Genomic DNA, 23253 nt, shown 5'->3' with positions numbered 1-23253 from the left:
CGCTAGACTTATTGCAAATGCCCCGGGCGGCCCTCCAGTACCGCTGCGTCGAGTGCGGCTACCGAGCCATCAAGCCGCTGGGACGCTGCCCCAGCTGCGGAAGCTGGGAAAGCTTCAGGGAGGAGGCCCTGGCCAAGACCGGGTCCAAGCCGCCCCCCCCTCAGCCGGGGGCCCTCATCCCCCTTGGGCAGGTCCTCGAGGACGGCGAGGCCCGCTTCAGCAGCCGGATGGCCGAGTTCGACCGGGTCATTGGCGGGGGGTTCGTGCCGGGGGCGGTGCTGCTTCTGGGCGGCGAGCCCGGGGTGGGCAAGAGCACCCTGCTCTTGCAGATAGCCCAGCGAATCCTGGAGCAGGGCCGGCGGGTGGTCTACCTGGCCGGGGAAGAGTCCCCAGGCCAGATCCGGCTGCGGGCTAGGCGGCTGGGGATTGCGGGCGGGCTGGAACTCCTCCGCGAAACCCGACTGGAAAGCGTCCTGGCTATCTTGGAGGCCTCTCCGCCGGAGTTCTTGGTGGTGGACTCAATCCAGACCCTGGAGACCGACGCTGCAGTGGGCTCGCTGGCGGCGGTGCGCGACGCCACCGCAGCCCTCACCCGCTTTGCCAAGCAACACCGTGCAACCACCGTGCTGGTGGGGCACGTCACCAAGGAAGGCTTCGTGGCCGGGCCCAAGGTAATCGAGCACGTGGTGGACGCCACCTTGTACCTCGAGACCGCCGGGCAGTTCCGGGTGCTGCGCAGCAGCAAAAACCGCTTCGGGCCGGTGGGGGAGCTGGGGGTTTTCCGGATGGAGGAGCAGGGCCTTGTGGAGGTGCCCAACCCTTCGGCGGCCTTCCTAGCCGAGCGCCCGGTGGGGGTGCCCGGCTCGGTGGTGGCCCTCAGCCTGTTGGGGGAGCGGGCCCTGGCCCTGGAGGTGCAGGCCCTGGCCGCCCGCACCCCCTTTCCCGCGCCCAGGCGGGTGGCGCAGGGGCTGGATGCCCGGCGGGTGGACGTGGTGCTGGCGGTGCTCGAGCGCCGCCTCGAGCTGCCTTTGGGCAACCTGGACATCTACGTGAACCTGGCCGGGGGGCTAAGGGTCTTCGACCCCGGGCTCGATCTGGCGGTGGGGCTCGCGGTGTATTCTGCCGTTGTGGGCCGCCCTCTTCCGCCCAACGTGGCGGCGGTGGGCGAGGTGGGGCTGGCGGGGGAGCTCAGGAGCGTGGAGGGCCTGGAGCGCCGCCTGCGCGAGGGGGAACGGGCCGGCTTCAGCCGGCTCGTCCACCCGCCGAAGCACAAAAGCCTGAGAGAAGTGGTGGACCTTTTCCTATGAACTGGTTGCGCTGGATTCTCTACCTCCTATTCACCTACCTCGGCTACCGCACAGGGGTCTGGCTCGAGCAAGAAGGCCTGATTAGCACCAGCCCCCTGGGCCTCAACCAGCTCTACTTAGGGCTGGTGGGCTTCCTCCTGGGCCTTCTGGCCGCGCCCCGGCTGGCCTACTGGCTGGAGAAGCGCTGGCAGCAGACCCAAGAGCGCCTGGGGAAGCTCCCTCCCGAGATCCCGGTGGCCATCACGGTGGCCTCGAGCCTGGGGCTCCTGCTGGCGGTGCTCCTGACCAACCTCCTCATCCAGATTCCAGGCTTCAACGCCCTGCACTCGCTGCTTATTGCTGCCGTGCTGGTGGTCTCGTTCTCGGCCTTTGCGGTGGCCAACCGGGAGTACTTCCGCTTGGCCCGCCCCCCCAGCCCCCCCCCCAAGCCGCGGGGGGGCAAGGTGCTGGACACCTCGGTTCTGATCGACGGGCGCGTCGCCGAGGTGGCCGAGCTGGGTTTTCTGGAGGGGCCTCTCTTCGTGCCCCGGCAGGTTCTGCGGGAGCTGCAGCAGTTCGCCGATTCCTCCGAGGCCCAGAAAAGGGCCAGAGGGCGGCGGGGGCTGGAAACTCTGGAACGGCTCAAGCTCAAGGTGGGACTGGAGGTGCTGGATGCGCCCGAGTCCGAAGACCCGGTGGACGAGCAGATTCTGGCCCAGGCCAAAAGCCTGGGGGCTGCCCTGGTCACCAACGACCATGCCCTGGCCCAGCTTTCCCGCATCTACGGGGTCAGGGCCCTCTCCATCCAGGCCCTGGCCTCGGCCCTGCGGGCCCCCTTGCAACAGGGGGACTACCTCCAGATCACCATCGTCAAGGAGGGCAAGGAGCCCGGCCAGGGGGTGGGGTACCTGGAGGACGGGACCATGGTGGTGGTGGACGACGCCATCGGCTTCAAGGGCAAGGAGGTGGGGGTGGTGATCACCCAGTCCATCCAGACGCAGGTGGGCCGCCTGCTATTCGGGCGGCTCCAGGAAAACGGCCGCTCCGCCAAGGAGGGCTAGCGGTCCACCCTCAGGGCGAGGTCCAGCCGGCCGGAGGGAAGCTCGAGCTCCACCCGCCACACCCCCGCTTCGGCCAGGTAGGCCAGGTGGTACTGCGAGCGGTGGTAGGGAGCCAGGGCCTCCTCGTGCGCCTGCCCCCCTTTCTCAAACCGCACCCGCAAAGTGGGGCCGCTGGCCAGGAGGTTGCCCTCGGGGTCGCGCAGGTCGAGGTAGAGGTGGATAACGCCTGCCTGGCTGAAAAGCTGGCCCACAAAGCGGTGCGCCCCGTAGGGCTCGCGGATATCGACCAGGCTGGGCACCGGCCTGGGCGGCTCGGTGCCGGCCAGCACCCCGGTGGCCAACAGCACCCCCAGCAGCAAAGCCGCCTCGAGGGCCACCGGCCCCGGCCCCTGCACCCCTTTGGCCCGCAAGCGGGGGAGGAACCACAGGCGGTTGAGCCCGGCCAGAAGCAGCACCAGCCCCACCAGGGCCAGCTTGACCAGGAGCCGCTGCCCATAGGCGGTGGTCCAGAGGTCAGGAATGCTCGGCAGCCGGGAGGCCGCCAACCCCACCCCTGAAAGCGCCACCCCCAGGACCGCCACCAGCCCCAGCGCGGAAAGCCGCTCCAGCGCCCGCAGCCGGGCCTCATGGCGAGCGGTGGGCCAGACCACCACCAAAGCCAGCAGGCTGCCCCCCCAGACCACCCCCAGCCCCAGGTGCAGCAGGTCGGCCAATACCTCCCCCACCCCGCCCCCCGCGGCATGGCCGGTAAGGCTTACGGTGAGGAGAAGGGCCAGCGCCAGAGGGGGATAGAGCCAGGCATCCCCTCGCAGCCAGCCCAAAGAGAGGCCTAGCAGCAGCGGCAAAAGCAGAAGCCTCAATAGCAGCCAGGCCCCCTGCTGGGTCTCCAGGAAATACCGGCCCAGGAGCGCTGGGTCCCCCAGCATCCAGACGGTGTGGTAGGCCCCGTAGAGGGTGGCACCCCAGGCCAGCATGAAGCCGGCCACCAGCATGTACCAAAGCCGCCAGCGCGAGGCCAGCGGGCCGCCCTGCCCCACGTAGCGCACGAACACCCCGGCGCCCAAAAGCAAAAAGACCCCCAGGTACAAAGCCCCCCGCAGGAGGTAGAGGGTGGTGTCGTGGGCGTGGGGCATCAGGGCCGGTAGATGAAGACGAAGTAGCCGCTTTGGCTGTGGCCGTCCACCGAAAGGTTCCGCCACATCACCACGTACACCCCGGGCCTTAGGTCGGGCCTCAGCCGCAAGGTCACGCTCCGGCTGGTGCGGGCAGAGGTCAGCAGGCCGGTGTCCACCCGCCGCGCCTGGTCATCCCTGCGCGAAAGGGCCTGGCGGACCAGAGGGGCGGCCAGCCGCTGCAGCTGCTCCGGGCTGCCCTGGGCCTCGAGGGGATAGACCTTGAAGGTGGAAAGCCGCACCTCCACCGGCTCGGTGAAGTGGACGGTGACGGTTTTGGGCGGAAGCCTGAGCACCGCCCCCGCCGGGGGAACCGAGCTTTTGTACTCGGCGTGGGCCAGGGCCAGCCCGCCTAAGAGGACCAGGCCCCACCTCATGGGCGGCCTCCTGGAGGCTGGTAGGTGAACAGGTAGAAACCCGAGGTCACGTGGGTGTCCACCGAAAGCACCCGCCAGACGACCACGTACACCCCGGGCCTCAGGCCGGGCTCGAGCGCCAGGACCACATTCTCCGCGCTGCGGCCCTGGGTCTTCAGGCCCAGGTCAACCCGCCCAGGAGGGTCCTCCCGCCGGGCCAGCACCCGCGCGGCCAGGGCCTCTGCCGCCTGACGGGGATTGCCGGGGGCCTCGAGCCGGTAAACCCTGAAGAGGGAGAAGGGCAGCACCACCGCCTCGGTGAAGCCCAGCCGCACCTCGGTAGGGGGAGCCTCCAGGCGGGCGTTCTCCGGGGGGCTGCTGCTGACCAGGTAGGCGTGGGCCAGGGCCATCCCGGCCAGGGCCGGGATGACCCCAAGGAGCAGGCGTTTCATCGTACCTCGAACAGGCTCCTATCGCGGATGTTGAAGGTGCTCCCCCCCACCGTGAAGTCGAAGGCCACGCCCTCGATCTCCCCGTAGACCCGCACCTGGTACTGCCCCGGGACCGCCAGGATCCACCTGGTCATGTACCGCCCGGCCCGGTCCGCCCCGGGCTGGGGCCGCAGGCGGTAGATGTCCTTGGGATCGTCCGACCACCTATAGACCCGGCGCTGCCCCGAAGGGCCGATGATCTCCACGGTGAGGTTCTTTTCCACCCCCACCACCGGGGTGTTGTCCGCTTTGCGGCGGATGATGAGGTCGAGGCCGTTGACCTCGCCCGCCATGGAGGGCTCGTTGAGCTGGCCCACCGCGAACACAAAGGGACCCACTTCCACCCGCTCGTGCGCAAAAGCCGAAACCGAGAAAACCAAGAGGAACCAGACTGCCAGAGCGCGCATGCTCACATCCCTCTCCAAACAGGCCACGGGCCTGCCAAGGCTACCCTAGGACCGAAGAGACCTACCTTGGGCGTATGCGCGCTCTATGGGCGGCCCCCGGGCCCCCAACCCCTGTCCAAAGACTTCCCGTTCTAAGACCCCCCCAGGGGCAAAGACCGGAGCAGAGCGCAGAGGATGGTACAGACCCTGCAGGGGGTCCAGGTCAGGCCAGAAGATCTGGAGCAGGCACAGCGGGCAGTGCTCGAGGTGCGGCTGCGCCTTGGCCTTCGAGGTGTGGGCAGCGGTGCAAAGCTGGGCAGAGGAGGCAGCGGACAAAAGCACCGCCCCCCGCAGCCCATAGAGGCTGAAAGCCAGCAAAGCAAGGACCACCAGCCCCAAAACAGGCTTCCAACGGGAGGGTGAGCGGAGCGGCCGCATATCAGAGGGGTCGTATGAAGCCCTCGCGCAAAAGCGCCTGCAGCAGCTCGGGGGAGGCCTCACCCAGGCGGCCCTCCGCCACCAAGCGCAGGGCCGAGAGCGCCCCGGGTTCACTGCGCTTGAGCTGCAGGTGCAGGTCGCTAAAGGGGTTCAGGGCATCCTGGCCCCGCAGGGTGAGCTGGTAGCGCCCTGTGGGGGCCACCGGAGCCAGATGGGTTCGGTAGTGACGGGCCAAAGCCACGTAGCGCTCGGCATTCCTGGGGGCCTCCACCGGGCCCCGCACCCTGGCCGGAATGCCGACCGCCAGCATCCCCGGAGGAATCTCCATACCCGGTGGCACCACCGCCCCTGCCCCCACCACCGCCCCCCGGCCCACCCGGGCGCGGTTCAGCACCACCGCCCCAATGCCAATCAGGGCCCCGTCCTCCACCAGCGCCCCGTGCACCACAGCGCGATGCCCCACGGTCACGTTCTGCCCCAGTATACACGGCTCTCCGGGATCAGCATGCAGGATGGCCCCATCCTGCACGTTGCTGCCAGGACCGATCACCACCCGCTCGGTATCCGAGCGCACCACCGCCCCGAACCAGACCGAGGCGTTCTCCCCCACCTCGGCCTGCCCCACGATGAGAGCACCGGGGGCCACAAAGGCGGTGGGGTGGATCCGGGGGGTGTGCTCGTCCAGGCGGTAAACGGCCATTTCGGTCTTTATTCTATGCGCCCCAAGGCCTCCTCCAGCAAGGCCACATCCTCCGGAAAGGCCAGCCTTTGCCGGGCCTCCTGCGGGTCGAAGAAGCCTACCCCGCTCAAACCCCTCTCCAGCCGCAGCTCCCCCTCGCCCCGCATCAAGAACCAGTGAATCTCCCGGGGAACGCCCTGGTGGTTGGTGTAGCGGGTCGTGCCCAGCGCCCCTTGCACCTCAGCCTTTATGCCGGTCTCCTCCTCCACCTCCCGCAGCGCGGCCTGGGCCAGGCTCTCCCCCGGCTCCACGTGCCCCTTGGGAAAGCACCAGTAGCCCATCCGGTCGCGAATCAGAAGCACCTCGCCCTTGGGGTTGAACAACACCCCCCCTGCCCCTATTACCGCCTTCACGCGAACTTCTCCTTCAAATAGTCCAAGGTGGTCTCGTCCAAAGCGGCCCCGCCCCGGTAGCGCTCCTCCAGGTTCTCCACGCCCAAAAGCGCCCGCAGGGCCTGCTCGGTGGCCTCGTCCCAGCGGCCGGTAGCCTCGCCTGTGTAGTAGCCCTCCCGCTGCAAAACCGATTGCAGCCAGGCGATCTCGGCGGCGGCCAAGGACCTGGGCTCCTCGCCCTGCCCGAAAAGCAGGCGATGCATCCGCAAAAGCCGGGCCAGCTCCTCCACCGGCTCGGGGTGGTCGTCCACCCGCAGGTCAATCCAGCGCTCCATCCCGCCATAGCCCTTGCCCTGCCCCACCACCAGCAAGGCTGCCGACTGCCGCCCACGCCGGTCGCCCCCGGCCTGCTCGGCCTGGCGTAGGGCCTCCACCAACCGCTCGGGGAAGGGCAGGTCGGTGCGCTGAAGGAAGGTTTGCTCGAGCGCCTCCACCACCTCGGGGCCGGCGAGCAGGTTGCCCTGGGCGGCGTAGCCCTCCCCCCAGCGGCCCCCGGCCCAGGGGTGGCAGGCCGGGCCGGTGTAGGAAAGGCTCTCCCCGCTATTCAGCACCAGGCCAAACTGCCGCTTGGCCAGCTCGGGGTCGGTGCGGGCAAAGACCGAGAGGATGTCCTCCGGGCCAGCCCCCGCCTCCATCAGGGCCAGGCCCTTGGGACCGAAGGCGGGATTGGCGTAGGACTGGGTGGCCACCGCCCCCACCCCTGCCCGGGCCCAGGGGACCACCCAACCCACCGCCAGAAATTTGCTGGCCACGGCGATGCCCAGATCACCGGTCTGCGAATCGCAGGCCACCAGCGAGAAAGTCGAGACCACTTCCATGAGCCCTATCCTAAGGGTTTCGCCAGGGGCCCATCCAAGAAGCGCAGGGGTCTTTGGATTGCCCGCTGCATCCAGCGGCGGAATTCGACGGGGTCCACCTCAAAGGCCCCGAAGCGGGCCAGGTGGGGGTTCATCACCTGCACATCGAAGAGCTCGTAGCCCCGCGCGCGCAGGTACTCCACCAGCCGGACCAGGGCCACCTTGGAGGCGTTGGGCACCCGGTAGAACATGCTGTCGCCGATGAAAGCGGCCCCCAAAGCCACCCCTAAAACCCCCCCGGCCAGCTCGCCTTCCAGCCAGGTCTCAAAGCTGTGGGCATAACCCCAGCGATGAAGGTACTGGTAGAGCTCCGCGACCTCCGGGGTGAGCCAGGTCTCGCTCTTGTAGGTCCAGCCCCGGGTGGCGCAGCCCTCCAACACCCGGGTGAAGCTATGGTTGATCCGCACCTCAAAGCGGCCTGCGTTCAGGACCCGTCGGAGGCTTTTGGGAATGTGAAAGCGCTCGTCAAGCGGCATCACCGCCCGGAAAAGCGTGCCGTAGGCCCGCTGGTCGAACCAGCCGATTCCCTGCCTGAGCCCCAAGGGAAAGTAGCCCTGGGCGTACATGTGCAGGATGGCCTCTAACTGCGGATGGCCCATGCCCTCTTCAGTCTATCAACTGGGAGAGGGCGCTGGCCGAGAGGTCCTCCTCCACCTCCTCCTGCTTCATGGCCCAGGCGGGAAGGGGAAAGGTGAGGGCCAGGGGGACGGGCACCTCTGGCTGGTGCAGAATCACGGTGCCCTGGGGCAGGATCACCGCCCGCTGGCGGAAGGAAGCGGGCAGGTAGCGGTACTCGGGGCGCTCGGCCTCGGCCGCGTCCAGCCGCCCTACCACCCGGATGGCCGCGTTGCCCACGATGCGGCCCTCCACCTCCGAGGCGGTCTGCTGGGCCCCTATGAGGATCACCCCCAGGCTGCGCCCCCGCTCGGCGATGTCCAGGAGGATGTCCTTGATGGGGCTTTCCCCCTCACGCGGGGCGTACTTGTTGAGCTCGTCGAGCACCACAAAGACCCGCCCCTTGTACTCGTCCCGCTCCTTGCGGCCGAAAACATCCTGCAGCAAGGCCCCCACCACGAACATCTGGGCCTGGGCGTGGAGCTGGTGGATGTCGATGACGCTGAGCTGGGCCGGGGTTTGCAGGGGGCGGGGGGGCTGGCCGGGCCTGTCGCCGCGGATGAGGTGCTCCACGTTGGCCGCCGAGGCCCGCAGGCGGCGCACGAAAGCCTCGAGGGTGCCCCGGGCCTGCCGGGCCGTCCAGCGGGGGTCGCCTTTTGGTTTTTCCTCGTCCTCGGAAGCCTCGGGGCCCAGGAGCTTGTACTCGATGTAGCGCACCAGCTCAGCGAAGCTGGCGATGCGCCGCCGGCCCAGCCCGGCGAAGTCCACCGTCTTTCCAAGGTCGTCCTCCCCCCAATCGTCCACCCACAGGTCCGGGCCTTCCTGGTCTTTCACCAGCCAGCGCAGCCGCTCGGTCACCTGGTCGATCAGAAAGCCCAGGTTGCTCATGGTCCCCCGGTCGGCGAAGAGGAAGGGCAGCAGCCCCTCGCGGCAGAACTGCACCAGGTCCCAGTAGTAGGGACGGGCATCGAGGCGGGTCACATCCGGAAGGATGTCCCCCGGGCTGCGGCGGGGCGGGGCCAGGAAGGCCACGTGGGTGAAGGGCTGGGCGGGCAGGCCCAACCGCTGGTAGGCCTGCCGGTCCTCCTCCCGCAGGCCCCGGTTGGGCTTGTCCAGGTAGAAGAGGTCCTCGCCCTTCACGTTGAAGATGAGGGCCTTGGTGGTGCTGGGGTGGGGGTTGGCGCGGGAGTGAAAGAGGCTGTGGAGCAGGAAGGTGGCGTAGCTGGTCTTGGCCGCCACCCCCGAGATGCCCGAGATGTTGATGTGGCCGCCCTTGAAGCCGTTCACGAACTCGAAGTTGACGTAGGCCACCTGCCCGTTCTTGAGCAGGCCCACCGGCAGCTTCCGCTCGCCCATGCGCTCGTAGTAGAGGGCCAGCCCCAGGGTTTCCTCCTCGTCGGCCAGATAGACTGGGGCCCCAGGGCTTGGGGGCAGGTACTCCTCGGGCAGGATGCGGGTCACCTGGACGTGGGCGATGTAGGCGAGGCTCACCGGCAGAAGCTGGCGCTCGGCCAGGAAAACGTCGGTGTCGAAGGTCTTGCCCTCGTAGAGCTTGAAGACCTCGTCCACCATGCCGTAGTAGCGCACGTTGCCCAGGCTCGGCTCGGGATGGGGAAACTCCACGCACACCAGGTCGTCCAGCCGGAGGTAAGACCCCTCCGGCACCGCCACCCAGAACTCGAGGGGCCGCGCTTCGCGGCTGCCCAGAATTAGACCTACCTGCCTCACCCCGAACCTCCTATGCGAACAGCGCCTCCACGATTCTACGCCGCACCACCTCTAAGGAGCCCATGTGCTGCCCCAGCCACTGCTCCAGCCCCCCCACCGGCACCAGGTTCTGCGGGGCCCGGGGGTCTTTAGTGGGCGAGGAGGCCATGGCGCAGAACAGGCTCACCGAAAGATCGGCCAGCTCTTTGGCCTCAGCCGGCTCGAGCGTGGGCGACTCCACCCGCAAAAGCGCTGAGGCCCCGTGAAAAGGGGTGCTGGGCTGCAAAGGCAGCCGCAGGTACCAGCTGTAGACGTCCACCGCCCGGCCCAGCCCCCGCCCCGGCAGGAAGAAGATGGGGGTGCGCTGGTAGGGCTCGAGCCGGTAGAGCAGCCCCCGCTCCCCAGGGGCCAGGTAGGTGGCGGCCTGGGTCTTGGTGTAGCCCAGCACCCGCCCGGGGCGCCGATAGGTGAGCCCGCCCGGGTATAGCTGGCCGTCCACAATCACATACCCCTCTTCGAGCTGGTTGACGAGCTCCGTCTCCAACCGCCGCATGGCCTCGGTCAGGCTCGAGCGAATGCTGGTGGGGTCAGCCCTCCTAACCTGGTAGGTCTGGTAGTGCCGCAGGCCATCCGGCAAGGACTCCTGCAGCTCCCCCGCGTGCAGCAGCAGGTGTTTTTTTATGGGGTCGCCAGCCGGGCGTATGCCCCCCTCATCGCGCAGCACTGCGCCGGCCACCACCGTGGCCAGCACCGCCCGCCGCCCCTCAGCATCGATGAGCTGGGCCTCGATACGCTGGCGGCCGTCCACCAGGTAAAGCTTCGGCCACTGCTCAGGGGAAACCAGCTTCGGGCTCTGGGCCTCCCAGGCCCCCTCGATACCGGTCTTTACTTCCAGCCGACTCTCCTCTTCCTCCCCTACCCGTTCCGGCAGCACGTACTCGGGGCTCCAGGTTTCTAGACGCCAGGGCATGAGGCGATTATAGGCCAGCTTATGTTTTTGCGCAAAGGACTGCTAGCTTTTATGCAGTCTACCTAAGACGGTTCAGCACCTCCTGGGCTTCCTTGAAGTCGGGGCGCAGCCGGATGGCGTGCTCGCACTGGGCCCGCGCCCCCTCCTTGTCGCCCATGAGCTCGTTGGCCCGGCAGAGCCAGTAGCGGTAGACCGGGTTGTTCTGCTCCAGGGCCACCGCCTTGGTGAAGTTGAAGCGGGCCTTCTGGTAGTCCTTCAGCTCCAAGAAAACCTGCCCCAGGCCCAGATAGGCATCGGGGTAGCGCACCGGAGAAAGGGCCACGGTCTGCTGGTAGGAGACCCCCGCCTGCTGCCAGTCTTTTTTCTCGTAGTAGGCATCCCCCCGGCGCAGCCAGGCCTCGGCGTTGCCCGGGGCCAGCACCACCGCCTGGTCCAGCTGCTCAATAGCCTGGTCCACATTACCTCTAAGAAGCAGCAGGCTGCCGTACTTGACCCGCAGGCTGGCATTCCTGGGGGCAGCCTTCACCGCCTCATCGTAGTTCTTGAGGGCCTCTTCCCACTTGCCCTGGCGGATATAGATATCGGCCAGCAAGGCCCGCACCACCGGCTCGTCCTTCAGGGCCAGCGAGCGGTTGATGGCCTCGATGGCTTGGTCAAGGCGGCCCTGGTAGGCCAGCACCGTGCCCCGGGTGGCGTAGATGGGGGCGTAGCGGGGGTTCACCCGCTCGGCCTCGCGCAAAACCGAAAGGGCCTGGTCCAGCAGGCCCTTGGCCGCCTCGCGGTTTTCCGAAAGCAGGTACTGGCGCACATAGACCTGGGCCAGGGCCACATAGGACTGAATGAAGCCGCTGTTTTGGGTGATGGAGCGGCGCAGGTTCTCGATAGCAGCGGTAAAGCGGCCCAGCTCGGCCTGAACCCGGGCCAGGAGGTAAAGGTTCTCCGCCGTGGGGGCGTCCCTCACTGCCCGCTCGCAGGCTGAAAGGGCCGCTTCTGGCCGCCCGGCATCGTAGAGCAGGGCGCACAGGCTGGCCTGGGTCTGGGGCCGGGACGAGGGCGGGTTCTGCTGCGCCAGGACGCTTCCCGCAACCAAAACCAAAAACAACCAAAAGCGCATCTTCTTCCTCCACGCCAGGCCCGATGCTCGCACCACGCTACTCCTAGAGGATGTAGCGGGATAGGTCGGGCGAGGCCAGAACATCTTTGAGCCGGGCTTCCACATACTCCTTGGTGATCTCTACCCGCCCCAGGTTGGTCTGAAACGAGACTTCCTCCAGAACCCGCTCTAGGACGGTTGAAAGCCGTCTGGCGCCAATATCCTCCAACTCTTGGTTAGCTTGGTGAGCAAACCGGGCCACCGCCTCAATGGCTTCAGGGGTGAAGTGAAGCTCGGTCTCGTCGGCCGCGAGCAGGGCCTTGTACTGCTTGATGAGGGAGTTCTCCGGCTCGAGCAGGATGCGCTCGAACTCCTTGGGCCCCAAGGGCTCGAGCTCCACCCGAATGGGAAAGCGGCCCTGGAGCTCTGGGATCAGGTCGGAGGGTTTGGAGACATGAAAAGCCCCTGCAGCGATGAAGAGGACATGGTCGGTGGAAAGAGGCCCCAACCGGGTCGAGACCACGGTGCCCTCCACGATGGGCAGCAGGTCCCGCTGCACCCCCTCGCCGGAGACATCGGGTCCACCCACAGACCCCCTGCTGCGAGCGATTTTGTCGATCTCATCGATAAAGACAATGCCTTCCTCCTGTGCCCGGCGCAGGGCCTCCTGGGAGGCCTCCTCCTTGTCCACGAGCCGCTCGGCCTCCTGGTTCTTGAGGACCTCCAAAGCCTCCCGCACCCGCATCCGCCGGCGCACCCGGCGCTGGGGCAGAAGCCCCCTGAGCATCTCCTGCAAACCCTGCATGGACTCCCCCCCGAGCATGCCCACCATGGGCAGCCGAGCCTCCTCGGCCACCTCCACCTCCACGTATTGCTCGTGGTAGCGGCCGGTGCGCAGCTCGTGGACGGGGACCCGCAGCAGCGAGGCCACCTGGTCCTCGGCCAGGCTCCGCGCCCGGTCCTCCACTTTGGCCTTCATTTCCTGCATCACGAGCTGGTAGGCGGCCTCGGCCAGGTCGCGCACGATAGAGTCCACATCCCGCCCCACGTAGCCCACCTCGGTGAACTTGGTGGCCTCTACCTTGAGGAAGGGAGCCCCTGCCAGCCGCGCAAGCCGCCGGGCAATCTCGGTCTTGCCCACCCCGGTGGGGCCTATCATCAGGATGTTCTTGGGCATAACCTCGCGGGCCAGCTCGGGGGGCAGTTTCTTGCGCCGCATGCGGTTGCGCAAGGCCACCGCCACCGCGCGCTTGGCCGCCGTCTGCCCCACGATGTGCTTATCGAGCTCCCGCACGATCTCGGCTGGGGTAAGGTTCACGCCGCCTCCCCTAGCAGCAGGACCTGGGTGGCCTCCCCGCTGGTGTAGAGGTCGATCTCCCCTGCAAGCCGGATGGCCTCCCGGGCGATCTCGGGGGCCGAAAGGGCCGAGTGGCGCAGCAGGGCCTTGGCCGCGGCCAGGGCGTAGGGCCCCCCGGAGCCCACCGCGAGCACCGGCTCATCGGGGGTGAGCACCTCCCCACTGCCCGATAGCAGGAGCAGGTTTTCCCGGTCGGCCAGCACCAGCATGGCCTCCAGGTTGCGCAGCACCCGGTCGGTGCGCCAAAGCTTGGCCGTCTCGATGGCCGCCCGCTGGAGGCTGCCCTTGGCCTCCTTGAGGGCCGCCTCGAACCGCTCCAAAAGGGTGAGGGCGTCGGCCACCGCCCCGGCGAACCCCACCAGCACCCCCCCGCCCACCTCCAGCCGGCGCACCTTGACCGCGCCGGTCTTGAGGACGGTCTGGCCCAGGGTCACCTGGCCGTCGCCTGCCATAGCGGTCACGCCGTCCCGACGTACAGCCACAATTGTGGTGCCGTGCATTTTCACTCCCCGGAATCTAGCGCCGCAGGGTGAAGCCGCCATGAGAGGGCGCAAGAGGCTCAATTTTCCAGGGCCCTGAACCCCTCCGGCACCGGCAAGAGGCGGATGCGGTTGAGCGGCCACCAGACCGCGTTGGCCCGGCCGGCAATCGCCGTGACGGGCACCGGGCCAAAGGTGCGGGAATCCTCCGAACCGCCGAAGGTGCGGTTGTCCCCCATCACGAAGTAGTAGCCGGGCCTGAGCTTGAGCGCCCCCACGAAGCAGTGCTCCCCCAAACGGCTTTTGGCCAGCTCCTCCTCGGAAGGGGGCACCAGCATCTCCAAAGTGGGCCTCAGGTAGTCGGGCAGCAGCTCAGGGGTGAAGCGCACCTGCTGCTGGGTGATGAGGGCGGTGAGTCTTCCATCGCGGTAGCAGACCACCGGGTAGCTGTCCGGGTAGGGCTGGAGCGAGGCGGTGATGTGCAGCTCGTTCAGGGGCTGGCCGTTTACGTAGAGCACTCCCTCCCGCAGGCTTACCTCATCGCCCGGCAGGGCCACGATGCGCTTGATGAAAAAGGCCCGGAACTCAAAGCCCAGCACAGGAAAGCGAGCCACCGCGTTGGGGGTTCCCTCAGGGGGCTTGACGATGGCCACCTCGCCCCGCTGCCACTGCATCAGGCCAAAGCGCACCAGCCAGGTCTCGTACTTGGGCACGAACACCCGCTCGCCATTCAAGAGGGTGGGGTTCATCGAGCTGCCCACCACCCCTACGGTGGTGAAGAGAAAGGTGGTCACCAGGAAGGCCAGCAGCAAAGCCTCCCCCACCTGACGGAACCACTCCTTGAAAAGGTACTCGAGAAACTTTCGCATCGCGTAGCGTCTCCAATCCGGCCCCTAGCATACCTTGAGGTCCAGGCTGGCCGCAGCCTTTCGCCCCGCCTCCACGATCTCCTCCAGGCGCCCGAACTGCTCCATGCCCACCCCTCTTAGCTCAGGGCGGATGTAGGCCTCCGGGGGGTACAGCGAGCGCCGGGCCGCGGTGAGGTGGTGCTGCATGATGTCGAGGGCCCGGCGAATCTGCCCCACGGAGGAGCGCGGCACCCCGGGCTGGGCCGCCTCGGGGGTCACGTCCACCGCGAGCACGTAGCGGGCCCGCATGAAGCGGGCTGCGTCCACCGGGAGGTTGTCCAGCACCCCGCCGTCCACATAGACCCGCCCGGCGTACTCCACCGGGGCCAGCAGGCCCGGGTAGGCCACCGAGGCCAGCACCGCCCCCGGCAGGTCGCCCTCGCTGAAGTAGGCCAGCCGGCCGGCCTCGAGGTCCACCGCCGTTACCACCAGCTTTCTTTCCAGCTCCTCAAAGCTGGGCGGCAGGTGCCGGGCTAGAAACTCGTGCAAAGCCCGCTGGGAGATGAGGCCCGGGCGGGGCACCAGGTCCAAAAGGCGCAGCCAGGGAGTGCGGCGGGCGATCTCGAGGATCGCCGCCGGCCTCTTGCCGGAGGCGTACAGGGCCCCCACCACCGCCCCCATGCTGGTGCCGGCCACCACCTCAGCCTCGAAGCCCTGGGCCTCCAGCACTTCCAGCACCCCGATGTGGGCCAGCCCCCTGGCCCCCCCACCCGACAAGACCAGACCGCGCACCCTACCTCCTGCGAATCCCCATCCCCAGGGGCGGGTGTAATTCTATGCCTCCGTTCTAGAATGGCCCAAGAACCCTGACCAAAGCGGGTATAGTGGTGCTGTGGGGTTAGCCGGAATCACCCTGGAGGGCCGGTACAAGGTCATCCGCCCCATCGCCCGCGGCTCCTTGGCCACGGTCCACCTGGCCTTCGACATTCACGGCACCCCCTACGCCCTAAAGGTCTTTCCCAAAGGCTTCGAGGGCCGGGCCGAGCGCGAGTGGCGGGTGGGCCGGCAGCTCAAGCACCCCCACATCAACCCCGTGCTGGCCCGGCTCAGCGTGCCGTACAACGGCTGCAACCACCCGGCCGTGCTGCTGGCCTTTGCCCCAGGCAGCCGCTTCTCCGAGTGGCGCCAGGACCACCCCAGCCGGGTGCTCCTGGTATTCCAGCACCTGCTCGAGGCCCTGGCGCACATGCACAGCAAAAACCTGGTCCACCGCGATGTGAAACCCGAAAACCTGGTGGTAGATGGCACCGGTGAGGCCCGGCTGGTGGACTTCGACCTCTCGGGGCCGGCCAGCGAACGCTTCTCCCGGCAGGTCCGCCTGGGCACCCCCGCCTACATCGCCCCAGAGCAGATCCGCGGCCAGCCCCCTACCCCCGCTTCAGACATCTACTCGGCGGGCGTGCTCCTGTACTGGGCCCTGGCCGGCGAACTCCCTTTTACCGGGGAACCCACCGAGGTGCTGCGGGCCCATCTCCACACCCCTCCTCCGCCGCTTTGCATCGCCCCGGAGACCGGGCTCACGGCCTCAAAGGAGCTGCAGGCCTACCTCAACCGACTCCTGGCCAAGGATGCCCGCGAGCGCTACCCCAACGCCTCGGAGGCCCTGCGCGAGCTGAAAGGGATGGGCCTGGCGCTTTGAACCCACACCCAGCTCGGGGTGAAAATGGGCCCGTGCTGGCCTTCTTGTTTGTGGACGGGCTGGGGGTCTGCGAGGACCCCGCCAGCCCCCTGCACCGGCTAAAGCTGCCCACCCTGAGGGGGCTCAGCCGGGGCTTCAGCCGGCTGCCCTTCACCACCAGCGACCACGCCTACCGCGTGCTGGACGCCTGCTTGGGGGTAGAGGGGCTGCCCCAGTCGGGCACCGGCCAGACCACCCTCCTCACCGGCATAAACGCAGCCAGGCTGCTGGGGCGGCACCAGGGCCCCCACCCCCTGAGCCGCCTGCAGGCCCTGCTGCAAAGCGAAAGCCTCCAGGTCTGGGCTGTCCGCCAGGGCCTCAGGGTGCTCCACGCCAACGGCTATCACGAAAGCTACCTGGAGCGAACGCAGAAAAGCCGCCGCAACCTGCTCTCGGCCTTCGGCTATGCGGCCCGAGCAGCCGGGCTGGCGCTGCTACCCTGGGAACACCCCCTGGCCCTTCCCCCGGCCTTCTGGCCCGAGCCCGAGGCCAGCGGGGCCCGCTTCGCCCGGCTGGCCCAGGCCCACCATCTGGTCATCCTGGAGCACTGGGCCCTGGACCACGCCGCCCACCGGGAGCCCGAACGCCTGGCAGAGCGCTTCCTCGAGCTCGACCGTTTCCTGGCAGGCTTCCTGGCCGCCCAGGGCGAGGCCACCCTCGTTCTCACCAGCGACCACGGCAACGCCGAGGAGCCCTGGCACCCCCAGCACACCCGCAACCCGGTGCCCCTGGTGGTCTCCGGACCCCTGGCGGCCAGCCTGCCCCCCATGCAGAGCCTGGCCGAGCTGGCCCCCTGGCTGCGCTGGGCTTTATGTGGAGCCGGTGGTCGGATTTGAACCGACGGCCGCTCGATTACGAATCGAGTGCTCTACCGCTGAGCTACACCGGCACGCCCGGATATTCTAGCGTCAAATGCCCTTGTGGTAAAGTCTCGGGCGATGAAGCGCAAGGACGGCCGCGCGGCCCATGAGCTGCGCCCTCTCAGGCTACAGATGGGCTACGTACGGTATGCCGAAGGCTCGGCCCTGGTGGAGCTGGGCCAGACCCGGGTCCTGGTGAACGTCTCCCTCACCGAAGGGGTGCCGCGGCACGTCCCGGGCCGGCAGGGCTGGCTGATGGCGGAGTACAACCTGCTGCCCCGCTCCACCCAGGAGCGCAAGGAGCGCGAACGGCAAAAAATCTCCGGCCGCACCGCCGAAATTCAACGCTTTTTGGGCCGGGCCTTCCGGGCCGTGCTGGACCTGCGCCTTCTGCCGGGCAGAACGGTGGTGGTGGATGCGGACGTGATCCAGGCCGACGGCGGGACCCGGGTGGCCGCGCTTCTGGGGGGGTACGCTGCCTTACACATGGCCCTGGACCGGCTGGTCCAGCAGGGCCGGCTCGACGAGTGGCCCCTGACCGAGTTTGCCGCGGTGAGCGTGGGCTGGATGAGCGACGGCACCCTCCTGCTCGACCTAACCCAGCTCGAGGACGAAAACGCCTGGGCCGACCTGACCGTGGTGGCCACCCGGGCTGGCGAAATCATCGAGCTGCACGGAGCCGGGGAAGGCCGCCCGATTCCCAAGGAAACCTACCAGGCGATGTTCGAGCTGGGGCTGGCCCAGATTCCTGAGCTGGTGCGGCGGCTTCACGCCCAAATCCATGCAAAAACCTGAGGTCCCCCGCAGAAGCGCTAAGATAGAGCCGATGCGGCTTCTGATAGCGACCTCCAACCCGGGCAAATTCCGCGAGCTCAAGGAGGGCCTGGCCCCGCTGGGTTGGACCGTGCTTTCTTTGCTTGACTACCCCTTCAAGCTGCCTCCCGAGGAGGGCGCCACCTTCGAGGACAACGCCATACTCAAGGCCGCCTTCGCCGCCAGGCACAGCGGCCTGCCCACCCTAGCCGACGACTCTGGGCTCGAGGTCAAAGCCCTGGGCGGCGAGCCCGGGGTCTACTCGGCGCGCTACGGCAACCGTAACTCCGACCTAGAGCGCAACGTCTACCTGCTGGAGCGCATGCGCGGGCTCCCGCCAGGCGAGCGCCAGGCCCGCTTCGTGGCCGTGCTGGCCCTGGCCTACCCCGATGGCTACCTGGAGCTCTACCGCGGCGAGACCGAGGGGGAGATCCTGGAGGCCCCCAGAGGCGACTGGGGCTTCGGTTACGACCCTCTCTTTCTGGTACCCGAGGCCGGAAAGACCTTTGCCGAGATGACCCTGGAGGAAAAAGCCCGCTACTCCCACCGCGGCAAAGCCCTAAAAGCGCTGATAGAGGCCCACCAGCAGGGCCTGGTGCGCAGGGAAGCCCCCATGCAGGAGTAGCTTAAGCAACGCTAAAGGCTGCCCGGGGCTGCAAGGGGTTAGGGTAATGCCATGCCTGTGCTCCTGTTCCTTGGCCTGGTGCTCCTGGCTGCCTGCAGCGGGGCCAACACCCCCACCGCCTGCGCGGAGGTGCGGATGGTCAGCCCCACCCAGCCCTTCAACCCTAGCCTCGTGACCCTCAAGAAAGGCGGCTGTATCGAGTTTTTCAACGCTGATCAGGGCGTACACGACGCAGTTTCGGTTCCCAGCACCCCTGCTGCACTCCAGTTCAGCACCCGAAGGCTGAACGGCGGCGAGCGCCAGCGGGTGGTCTTTAACCTGGCCGGCGAGATCGAGTACATCTGCACCGTAAATGGCCATGCCCAGCTCGGCATGCGGGGGCGCATCGTGGTGGAGCCCTGAAAGGTGTCGCCCGTCATTGTGGCCCTCCTGCTCCCTAAAAACGATATAGGGCGTGGCAGATTTGCATGGAAAAGTAGCACTGGTCACCGGAGCCTCCTCGGGCATCGGCCTGGAAATCGCCCGCGCGCTGGTGGCCCATGGGGTGAGGGTGGGGCTCTTTGCCCGCAGCCAGGACAAGCTGGCCCGGCTGGCCGCTGAGCTGGGCGGCTGCCTGGCTTTGCCGGGGGACGTCACCCGCTACGAGGACCTGGTGCAGGCAGTGGAGCGGCTGGAAGCTCAATTCGGCGGCCTAGACTTCCTCATCAACAACGCCGGCATCGGCATCTTCAAGCCCGTGCACGAGCTAAGCCCGGAGGAGTGGCAGCAGGTGGTGCAGACCAACCTCACCGGCCCCTTCTACGCCACCAAGGCTGCGGTCCCCGCCTTGCTCAGACGGGGGGGAGGCTACATCATCAACATCGGCTCGCTGGCGGGGAAAAACGCCTTCGCCGGGGGGGCAGCCTACAACGCCAGCAAGTTCGGCCTGCTGGGCTTCTCCGAGGCGGCACTGCTCGACCTGCGCCACCAGGGCATCCGGGTAAGCAGCATCCTGCCCGGCTCGGTGGACACCCCCTTCGCCGGCAACCCCACCGGGGTGGGCTGGAAGATAAAGCCCCAGGACGTGGCCCAGGCGGTGCTCTACCTGCTCACGACCGACCCCGGCATCGTGGTGAGCGAGCTGGACATAAGGCCCAGCCAGCCCAAGCGATGAAGCGCTACTCCTTCACCGCGCCTGCGGTGTAGCCTGAAACAAAGTAGCGCTGAAAGCCGTAGAAGGTAAGCAGAATGGGCAGCGAGCCCACCACCGCTGCTGCAGCAAACAGGCCCCACTTGGTGGAGAACTGCCCGGTGGTGAAGTTCCTGAGGCCCATCCCCACCGTCCAGGCATCCACCCCGGTGAGGAACAGATTGGCCACGATGAACTCCGAATAGGTGCCCACGAACTGCAAGAGGAAGATGAAGACGAACATGGGGGCCGAAAGGGGCAACAGAATCCGGGTGAAAACCTGCCACCTGCTGGCCCCATCGATCAGGGCGGCTTCTTCCAGGCTTTTGGAGATGCTTTCCAAAAAGCCCTTGTACACCCAGGTACCGAAGCTGATGATGGCCCCCGAGTAGGCCAGCACCAGCCCTGTGAAGGTGTTCAGGAGCCCCAGGTTGGAGATGAGGATATAGGTGGCCACCAGCCCCAAAAACCCCGGGAACATTTGGATGAAAATGAACACTAAAAGCAAAGGGTAGCGCCCGGGAAAGTTGAAGCGGGCGAAGGCATAGCCTGCCGTGGCCGTGAGGAGCACGGCCAGAAGCCCTGTGAGCCCGGAAACAAACAGGGTGTTCCGCACCCAGAGCAGGAACTTGGACTCGGTGGTCTGGCCGGTGAACTGCGCGGGAGAAATCAAAACCACCAGGGCAAAGCTGAGGAGAGCAAAGGCCGCCAGGCTGCGGTTCTGCGCCAGGCCCAGGGGGCTGTCGGCCTGGGCGTCCCCCACCAGCCTTCGGTAAGCAGCCAAAAGCCCCACCCCCAGCAAGGCGAGCCCGGCCAGAAGCAGCAAAACCACCTGGTAGGGGTAGAGCACAAACCCCTCGAAGAGCCGGGCGTAGTTTTCCCAGCTAAGCTGGGAAAGATCGGGGATTACTCGAGCCCGCACCAAAAGGTTTTCGCTCTGGGGCGGCAGGATGCGGTAGAGGGTGTTGCGGGGGTCAAAGGAGGCGGCCAGAATCTGCAGCACCGGGTAGTAGGCAAAAAAGAGCACCAGCACCATAAAGAGGTGCGTTAGCCCCTGGCCAAAAAGCGGCCAGAAGCTGCGGCGGCGGCCGGTGCGCCGGTTTACCAGGCTGGTCACCCCCACCGCATACCCCAGAATCAACAGCACCAGCCCCAGCAGCCCCCCCAGGGCATAGACCCAGCCGTTTTCAATCCGCACGAAGCCCGGCGGCAGGTTGGGCTGTACCCGCGAGAAAAGGTCGGGAAGGTAAACCCCCACCAGCCAGGCCAGCAAAAGGGCCAGGAGCGTCCAACCCAGCCAGCGCATCAGCGCACCTCCCGTAAAGCCCCGGTAAAGCGGAAATTGATGAGGCTTATGAATACCGTCAGCAGAAAAATCAGCACCGAGATGGCCCCACCCAGGCCATAGGCCTGGCCCCCATCGGCCTGGAAGGCGGTCTTGTAGGCCCAGGTAATCAGGATATCGCCGGCCTGGGCGGTAGAGGGGCGGCCCTCCACCCCAGGCTGGGGGCCCATCAGGTAGATGAGGCTAAAGTTGTTGAAGTTAAAGGCAAAGGAGCCCAAAATCAAGGGAATGAAAGGTTGACGCAGCAAGGGCAGGGTGATGCCGGTGAGGGTCTGCCAGCCGCTGGCGCCGTCTATTCTGGCCGCCTCGTAGACGTCCTCGGGGATGGTGGAAAGAGCTCCCAAAGTGGCGGTCATCCAGTAGGGGAAGCTCAGCCAGAGGCTGATGAGCAGGGCCGAGACCTTGAACCACTCGGGGTCGGTGAGCCAGGGAACAGGATAGGCCCCCAGCAAGCCCAGCAGGCGGTTGATGGGGCCAAACTGAACGTTGAGCATGGCGGTGAAAATTTGCACGCTGATGACCGCCGGTATGGCCCAGGAGATGATCAGGGCCGTGCGGTAAAAGCCCCGGAAGGCCAGGTTCTTGTTGCTCAGGATCAGGCCCAACACCAGGCCCGGGACCGCCCCCACCACCACCGCGCCGGCAGCGAAGATGAGGTTCCAAACGAGCACCGGGAGCAAAACGCTGCCCGCTCGGCTGAAGATTTCCACGTAGTTCTGGAAGCCCACGAACTGGTAGTCGTTGATCTTGTAAACCAGGCTGGGGGTAAAAGGGGGCGGGGCGGTAAGGAGCACCACCTCGCCCTGGGCCCTCTCCGCCACCACCCGGGCCCGCTGGGTGCGGCTGGTGATCTCCAGGGGCTGGCCGGCGCAGTCGGGCCGGTCGCAGCGCAGCAGGGGGTAGGCCTCCCCCTCCAGCACCAGCGAGCGGTCCTCTACCTGCACCACCGCCGTTTCGGTGGAGCGGTCGGGCTTGCCGTTGCGCAGCCCGGTGTAGTTGGTGAAGCTGTAGTAAACCGTGAGAAAAATAGGAAAGACCGTAAAGGCCAGGAGAAAGGCGATGGCCGGCAGCAGATAGTACCAGTCGGTCAGGTAAGGCACCCGCCGCCCCAGGAAGACCAGCAGAGGCAGCAGGACCAGAAGGGCAAAGATCAGGACCAGGTACCCGGGGTAAGCCGCCTCGAGCGGCCTGGGGAAAGCCGCCTGCAAGGCCCAGTACAGGAGCAGCCCCGCCAGCGTAGCCAGCAGCAGGGCCCCACCCAAAAGGCCGATAGCGATGAAAAAACCTCGAGCGCCGGGGGGAGATCGATACATTGCCACCTCCTGACAGAAGCGCTCTTAGTATAAGAGGGTCATGGAAGCGCTTCTACCAGCAGGCCCGAGCACCCCCTGGCCGGCGGGGCAGGCGATTTAGAGCAGCCGGGCTTCCAGGGTAATCTCCGGTACCGCTGCCAGGGCCTTGGAAATGGGGCACTTGGCCTTGGCCTCCTCGGCCAGCTCGGCGAACTTCCCAGGGTCAAGACCGGGCACCCGGGCCGAAAGCTCCAGCTCGATCTTGGTAAGGGTGGGCCCCTCGCCCAGGTGGACCCTGGCGGTGACGTTGAGCTCCTCCGGGGGGGTGTTGTGGTTGGTGAGCAGGGCCGAGAGGAACATGGCGAAGCAGCCGGCGTGGGCCGCCGCCACCAGTTCCTCGGGATTGGTGCCCGCGGCATCGGCAAAGCGCGAGGCCCAGGTATAGGGCCCCTCGTAAACCCCACTTTGCAACCTCAGATGGCCCTGCCCTTCCTTGAGGGTGCCTTTCCACACTGCGTTGGCTGAGCGTACCGGCATGGTCTCTCCTTTCCCCCATAATAGCCAAGGAGCTAGAACAGGGCAAAGCTGAGAAGGGCAAAACCAATGCCCAAGAGAGCCCCCACCGCCACCTCGAGGTAGGTGTGCCCCAAAAGCTCCTTCAGGGGTTCGGGCTTGGGCCCTTGCTGGAAAACCGCCCGGAACTCCTCGAAAAGGTCGTTCAGGCGGGCCGCGTGCAGCCCGGCGGCCCGACGAATACCGGTGGCATCGTACATCACGATGATGGCCAGCACCACCGCAATCGCAAAGTACGCGCTGCCCAGCCCCTCGGTGATGCCCACCCCCGTGGCCAGCGCCGCCACCGTGGCCGAGTGGGAGCTGGGCATCCCTCCGGTCTCAGCCAGGCGCTCCCATTCCCAGCGGCGCTCCATCCAGTAGTAGATGAGGAGCTTGATGAGCTGGGCCAGCACGCTGGCTAGGATGGCTGTCCAGAGTACCTGATTGGCGAGAAGCTCGTGCATAGGGCGCTTCGGTCTGATTGTGACGACTCCCCGTTCTGAAGAACGGGGCTTCGCGGTTCTCACGGGACGGCCCTTGCCGTATCCATCCCCGCAGGCTCCGTCCGAGCCCATCTGCGGTCGGGTGCACGCCCCGACCTGGCCAGGAT

The 23253-nt window shown here is 67.0% G+C and carries 27 protein-coding genes and 1 tRNA gene; 8 read left to right on the top strand and 20 right to left on the bottom strand.

The annotated features are described in order from the left end of the window. Positions 1–17: 17 nt before the first annotated feature. Both radA and DV704_RS09475 read left to right on the top strand, forming a co-directional pair. Complete coding sequence (radA, locus tag DV704_RS09480; RefSeq protein ID WP_114799343.1) at positions 18–1307, top strand: DNA repair protein RadA; 1290 nt, start codon at positions 18–20, stop codon at positions 1305–1307. After that, on the top strand, positions 1304–2347 hold the full coding sequence (locus DV704_RS09475; RefSeq protein ID WP_114799342.1) for a PIN/TRAM domain-containing protein: 1044 nt from the start codon (positions 1304–1306) through the stop codon (positions 2345–2347). Before radA ends, DV704_RS09475 begins: the two co-directional genes overlap by 4 nt. Here the strand turns inward: DV704_RS09475 and DV704_RS12465 are convergent. The 15 genes from DV704_RS12465 to DV704_RS09395 form a co-directional block, all read right to left on the bottom strand. Beyond that, positions 2344–3480, bottom strand: a complete 1137-nt coding sequence (locus tag DV704_RS12465) for a CopD family protein (RefSeq protein ID WP_114799341.1) — start codon at positions 3478–3480, stop codon at positions 2344–2346. The genes DV704_RS09475 and DV704_RS12465 overlap by 4 nt on opposite strands. Further along, positions 3480–3896, bottom strand: a complete 417-nt coding sequence (locus tag DV704_RS09465) for a copper resistance CopC family protein (protein ID WP_114799340.1) — start codon at positions 3894–3896, stop codon at positions 3480–3482. Before DV704_RS09465 ends, DV704_RS12465 begins: the two co-directional genes overlap by 1 nt. Beyond that, positions 3893–4327 carry a copper resistance CopC family protein gene (locus tag DV704_RS09460; RefSeq protein WP_114799339.1) on the bottom strand — a complete coding sequence of 145 codons (435 nt, stop codon included), beginning with the start codon at positions 4325–4327 and terminating at the stop codon, positions 3893–3895. Before DV704_RS09460 ends, DV704_RS09465 begins: the two co-directional genes overlap by 4 nt. Further along, entirely contained in the window at positions 4324–4773 is a 450-nt protein-coding gene (locus tag DV704_RS09455; RefSeq protein ID WP_114799408.1) for a hypothetical protein, read from the bottom strand. The genes DV704_RS09460 and DV704_RS09455 overlap by 4 nt, the downstream gene beginning before the upstream one ends. A 418-nt stretch (positions 4774–5191) precedes the next feature. Beyond that, the gene (locus tag DV704_RS09445) at positions 5192–5890 is read right to left on the bottom strand and encodes a gamma carbonic anhydrase family protein (RefSeq protein ID WP_114799337.1); all 699 of its coding nucleotides are present in this window, start codon (positions 5888–5890) and stop codon (positions 5192–5194) included. Positions 5891–5898: 8 nt separating this feature from the next. Then, positions 5899–6282 carry an NUDIX hydrolase gene (locus tag DV704_RS09440; RefSeq protein WP_114799336.1) on the bottom strand — a complete coding sequence of 128 codons (384 nt, stop codon included), beginning with the start codon at positions 6280–6282 and terminating at the stop codon, positions 5899–5901. After that, a complete protein-coding gene (locus DV704_RS09435; RefSeq protein ID WP_114799335.1) occupies positions 6279–7139 on the bottom strand; it encodes a DUF1028 domain-containing protein in 861 nt (286 codons plus the stop codon). Before DV704_RS09435 ends, DV704_RS09440 begins: the two co-directional genes overlap by 4 nt. Positions 7140–7144: 5 nt before the next feature. Then, complete coding sequence (gene aat / locus DV704_RS09430; RefSeq protein WP_114799334.1) at positions 7145–7777, bottom strand: leucyl/phenylalanyl-tRNA--protein transferase; 633 nt, start codon at positions 7775–7777, stop codon at positions 7145–7147. 7 nt (positions 7778–7784) lie between these two features. Beyond that, a complete protein-coding gene (locus tag DV704_RS09425; RefSeq protein ID WP_114799333.1) occupies positions 7785–9521 on the bottom strand; it encodes an ATP-binding protein in 1737 nt (578 codons plus the stop codon). A gap of 10 nt (positions 9522–9531) precedes the next feature. Beyond that, positions 9532–10470 (bottom strand): DNA double-strand break repair nuclease NurA, encoded by a 939-nt coding sequence (locus DV704_RS09420; RefSeq protein WP_114799332.1) that lies wholly within the window; start codon positions 10468–10470, stop codon positions 9532–9534. Between the two features lie 58 nt (positions 10471–10528). Next, positions 10529–11584 (bottom strand): tetratricopeptide repeat protein, encoded by a 1056-nt coding sequence (locus DV704_RS09415; RefSeq protein ID WP_114799331.1) that lies wholly within the window; start codon positions 11582–11584, stop codon positions 10529–10531. Positions 11585–11627: 43 nt separating this feature from the next. Next, positions 11628–12881, bottom strand: a complete 1254-nt coding sequence (locus tag DV704_RS09410; protein WP_114799330.1) for an ATP-dependent protease ATPase subunit HslU — start codon at positions 12879–12881, stop codon at positions 11628–11630. Next, entirely contained in the window at positions 12878–13420 is a 543-nt protein-coding gene (gene hslV / locus DV704_RS09405; protein ID WP_199489972.1) for an ATP-dependent protease subunit HslV, read from the bottom strand. The genes DV704_RS09410 and hslV overlap by 4 nt, the downstream gene beginning before the upstream one ends. 59 nt (positions 13421–13479) lie before the next feature. Further along, the gene (gene lepB / locus DV704_RS09400) at positions 13480–14268 is read right to left on the bottom strand and encodes a signal peptidase I (RefSeq protein ID WP_114799328.1); all 789 of its coding nucleotides are present in this window, start codon (positions 14266–14268) and stop codon (positions 13480–13482) included. Positions 14269–14292: 24 nt separating this feature from the next. Beyond that, on the bottom strand, positions 14293–15039 hold the full coding sequence (locus tag DV704_RS09395; RefSeq protein ID WP_114799327.1) for a patatin-like phospholipase family protein: 747 nt from the start codon (positions 15037–15039) through the stop codon (positions 14293–14295). A gap of 100 nt (positions 15040–15139) precedes the next feature. Between DV704_RS09395 and DV704_RS09390 the strand changes: the two genes are divergently transcribed. Continuing rightward, positions 15140–15946 carry a serine/threonine-protein kinase gene (locus DV704_RS09390; RefSeq protein ID WP_114799326.1) on the top strand — a complete coding sequence of 269 codons (807 nt, stop codon included), beginning with the start codon at positions 15140–15142 and terminating at the stop codon, positions 15944–15946. A 35-nt stretch (positions 15947–15981) separates the two neighbouring features. Next, positions 15982–16821 carry a metalloenzyme gene (locus tag DV704_RS09385; protein ID WP_369911164.1) on the top strand — a complete coding sequence of 280 codons (840 nt, stop codon included), beginning with the start codon at positions 15982–15984 and terminating at the stop codon, positions 16819–16821. On the opposite strand, the gene DV704_RS09380 is transcribed toward DV704_RS09385, so the two are convergent. Then, a tRNA-Thr gene (locus tag DV704_RS09380) sits at positions 16800–16874 on the bottom strand. The genes DV704_RS09385 and DV704_RS09380 overlap by 22 nt on opposite strands. Positions 16875–16923: 49 nt before the next feature. Here DV704_RS09380 and rph point away from each other — a divergent pair. From rph to DV704_RS09360, 4 genes are read left to right on the top strand one after another with little or no spacing between them, the layout of a single operon-like run. Beyond that, a complete protein-coding gene (gene rph, locus DV704_RS09375; RefSeq protein ID WP_114799324.1) occupies positions 16924–17640 on the top strand; it encodes a ribonuclease PH in 717 nt (238 codons plus the stop codon). Between the two features lie 31 nt (positions 17641–17671). After that, complete coding sequence (rdgB, locus tag DV704_RS09370; protein ID WP_114799323.1) at positions 17672–18283, top strand: RdgB/HAM1 family non-canonical purine NTP pyrophosphatase; 612 nt, start codon at positions 17672–17674, stop codon at positions 18281–18283. A 51-nt stretch (positions 18284–18334) separates the two neighbouring features. Next, on the top strand, positions 18335–18685 hold the full coding sequence (locus DV704_RS09365; RefSeq protein ID WP_114799322.1) for a plastocyanin/azurin family copper-binding protein: 351 nt from the start codon (positions 18335–18337) through the stop codon (positions 18683–18685). Positions 18686–18737: 52 nt separating this feature from the next. Beyond that, on the top strand, positions 18738–19436 hold the full coding sequence (locus DV704_RS09360; protein ID WP_114799321.1) for an SDR family oxidoreductase: 699 nt from the start codon (positions 18738–18740) through the stop codon (positions 19434–19436). Positions 19437–19440: 4 nt separating this feature from the next. Here DV704_RS09360 and DV704_RS09355 read toward each other — a convergent pair whose 3' ends face one another. From DV704_RS09355 to DV704_RS09340, 4 genes are all read right to left on the bottom strand, one after another. Further along, positions 19441–20757 carry a sugar ABC transporter permease gene (locus tag DV704_RS09355; RefSeq protein WP_114799320.1) on the bottom strand — a complete coding sequence of 439 codons (1317 nt, stop codon included), beginning with the start codon at positions 20755–20757 and terminating at the stop codon, positions 19441–19443. Further along, the gene (locus DV704_RS09350; RefSeq protein ID WP_114799319.1) at positions 20757–22109 is read right to left on the bottom strand and encodes an ABC transporter permease subunit; all 1353 of its coding nucleotides are present in this window, start codon (positions 22107–22109) and stop codon (positions 20757–20759) included. Before DV704_RS09350 ends, DV704_RS09355 begins: the two co-directional genes overlap by 1 nt. 96 nt (positions 22110–22205) lie before the next feature. Further along, the gene (locus tag DV704_RS09345; RefSeq protein ID WP_114799318.1) at positions 22206–22625 is read right to left on the bottom strand and encodes an OsmC family protein; all 420 of its coding nucleotides are present in this window, start codon (positions 22623–22625) and stop codon (positions 22206–22208) included. 32 nt (positions 22626–22657) lie between these two features. After that, complete coding sequence (locus DV704_RS09340; RefSeq protein ID WP_114799317.1) at positions 22658–23107, bottom strand: divergent PAP2 family protein; 450 nt, start codon at positions 23105–23107, stop codon at positions 22658–22660. Positions 23108–23253 lie beyond the last annotated feature (146 nt).

This window comes from Meiothermus sp. QL-1 (assembly GCF_003351145.1).
Classification (GTDB): domain Bacteria; phylum Deinococcota; class Deinococci; order Deinococcales; family Thermaceae; genus Meiothermus.
The sequence above is the reverse complement of the archived record's forward strand: the minus strand, read 5'-3'. Positions and strand labels throughout refer to the sequence as shown.

Bases quoted from the DNA above. Each gene is read 5' to 3' on its own strand.
- radA (WP_114799343.1), top strand. From the start codon at position 18: ATGCCCCGGGCGGCCCTCCAGTACCGCTGCGTCGAGTGCGGCTACCGA.
- DV704_RS09475 (WP_114799342.1), top strand. From the start codon at position 1,304: ATGAACTGGTTGCGCTGGATTCTCTACCTCCTATTCACCTACCTCGGC.
- DV704_RS12465 (WP_114799341.1), bottom strand. From the start codon at position 3,480: ATGCCCCACGCCCACGACACCACCCTCTACCTCCTGCGGGGGGCTTTG.
- DV704_RS09465 (WP_114799340.1), bottom strand. From the start codon at position 3,896: ATGAGGTGGGGCCTGGTCCTCTTAGGCGGGCTGGCCCTGGCCCACGCC.
- DV704_RS09460 (WP_114799339.1), bottom strand. From the start codon at position 4,327: ATGAAACGCCTGCTCCTTGGGGTCATCCCGGCCCTGGCCGGGATGGCC.
- DV704_RS09455 (WP_114799408.1), bottom strand. From the start codon at position 4,773: ATGCGCGCTCTGGCAGTCTGGTTCCTCTTGGTTTTCTCGGTTTCGGCT.
- DV704_RS09445 (WP_114799337.1), bottom strand. From the start codon at position 5,890: ATGGCCGTTTACCGCCTGGACGAGCACACCCCCCGGATCCACCCCACC.
- DV704_RS09435 (WP_114799335.1), bottom strand. From the start codon at position 7,139: ATGGAAGTGGTCTCGACTTTCTCGCTGGTGGCCTGCGATTCGCAGACC.
- aat (WP_114799334.1), bottom strand. From the start codon at position 7,777: ATGGGCCATCCGCAGTTAGAGGCCATCCTGCACATGTACGCCCAGGGC.
- DV704_RS09420 (WP_114799332.1), bottom strand. From the start codon at position 10,470: ATGCCCTGGCGTCTAGAAACCTGGAGCCCCGAGTACGTGCTGCCGGAA.
- DV704_RS09415 (WP_114799331.1), bottom strand. From the start codon at position 11,584: ATGCGCTTTTGGTTGTTTTTGGTTTTGGTTGCGGGAAGCGTCCTGGCG.
- hslV (WP_199489972.1), bottom strand. From the start codon at position 13,420: ATGCACGGCACCACAATTGTGGCTGTACGTCGGGACGGCGTGACCGCT.
- lepB (WP_114799328.1), bottom strand. From the start codon at position 14,268: ATGCGAAAGTTTCTCGAGTACCTTTTCAAGGAGTGGTTCCGTCAGGTG.
- rph (WP_114799324.1), top strand. From the start codon at position 16,924: ATGAAGCGCAAGGACGGCCGCGCGGCCCATGAGCTGCGCCCTCTCAGG.
- rdgB (WP_114799323.1), top strand. From the start codon at position 17,672: ATGCGGCTTCTGATAGCGACCTCCAACCCGGGCAAATTCCGCGAGCTC.
- DV704_RS09365 (WP_114799322.1), top strand. From the start codon at position 18,335: ATGCCTGTGCTCCTGTTCCTTGGCCTGGTGCTCCTGGCTGCCTGCAGC.
- DV704_RS09355 (WP_114799320.1), bottom strand. From the start codon at position 20,757: ATGCGCTGGCTGGGTTGGACGCTCCTGGCCCTTTTGCTGGCCTGGCTG.
- DV704_RS09350 (WP_114799319.1), bottom strand. From the start codon at position 22,109: ATGTATCGATCTCCCCCCGGCGCTCGAGGTTTTTTCATCGCTATCGGC.
- DV704_RS09345 (WP_114799318.1), bottom strand. From the start codon at position 22,625: ATGCCGGTACGCTCAGCCAACGCAGTGTGGAAAGGCACCCTCAAGGAA.
- DV704_RS09340 (WP_114799317.1), bottom strand. From the start codon at position 23,107: ATGCACGAGCTTCTCGCCAATCAGGTACTCTGGACAGCCATCCTAGCC.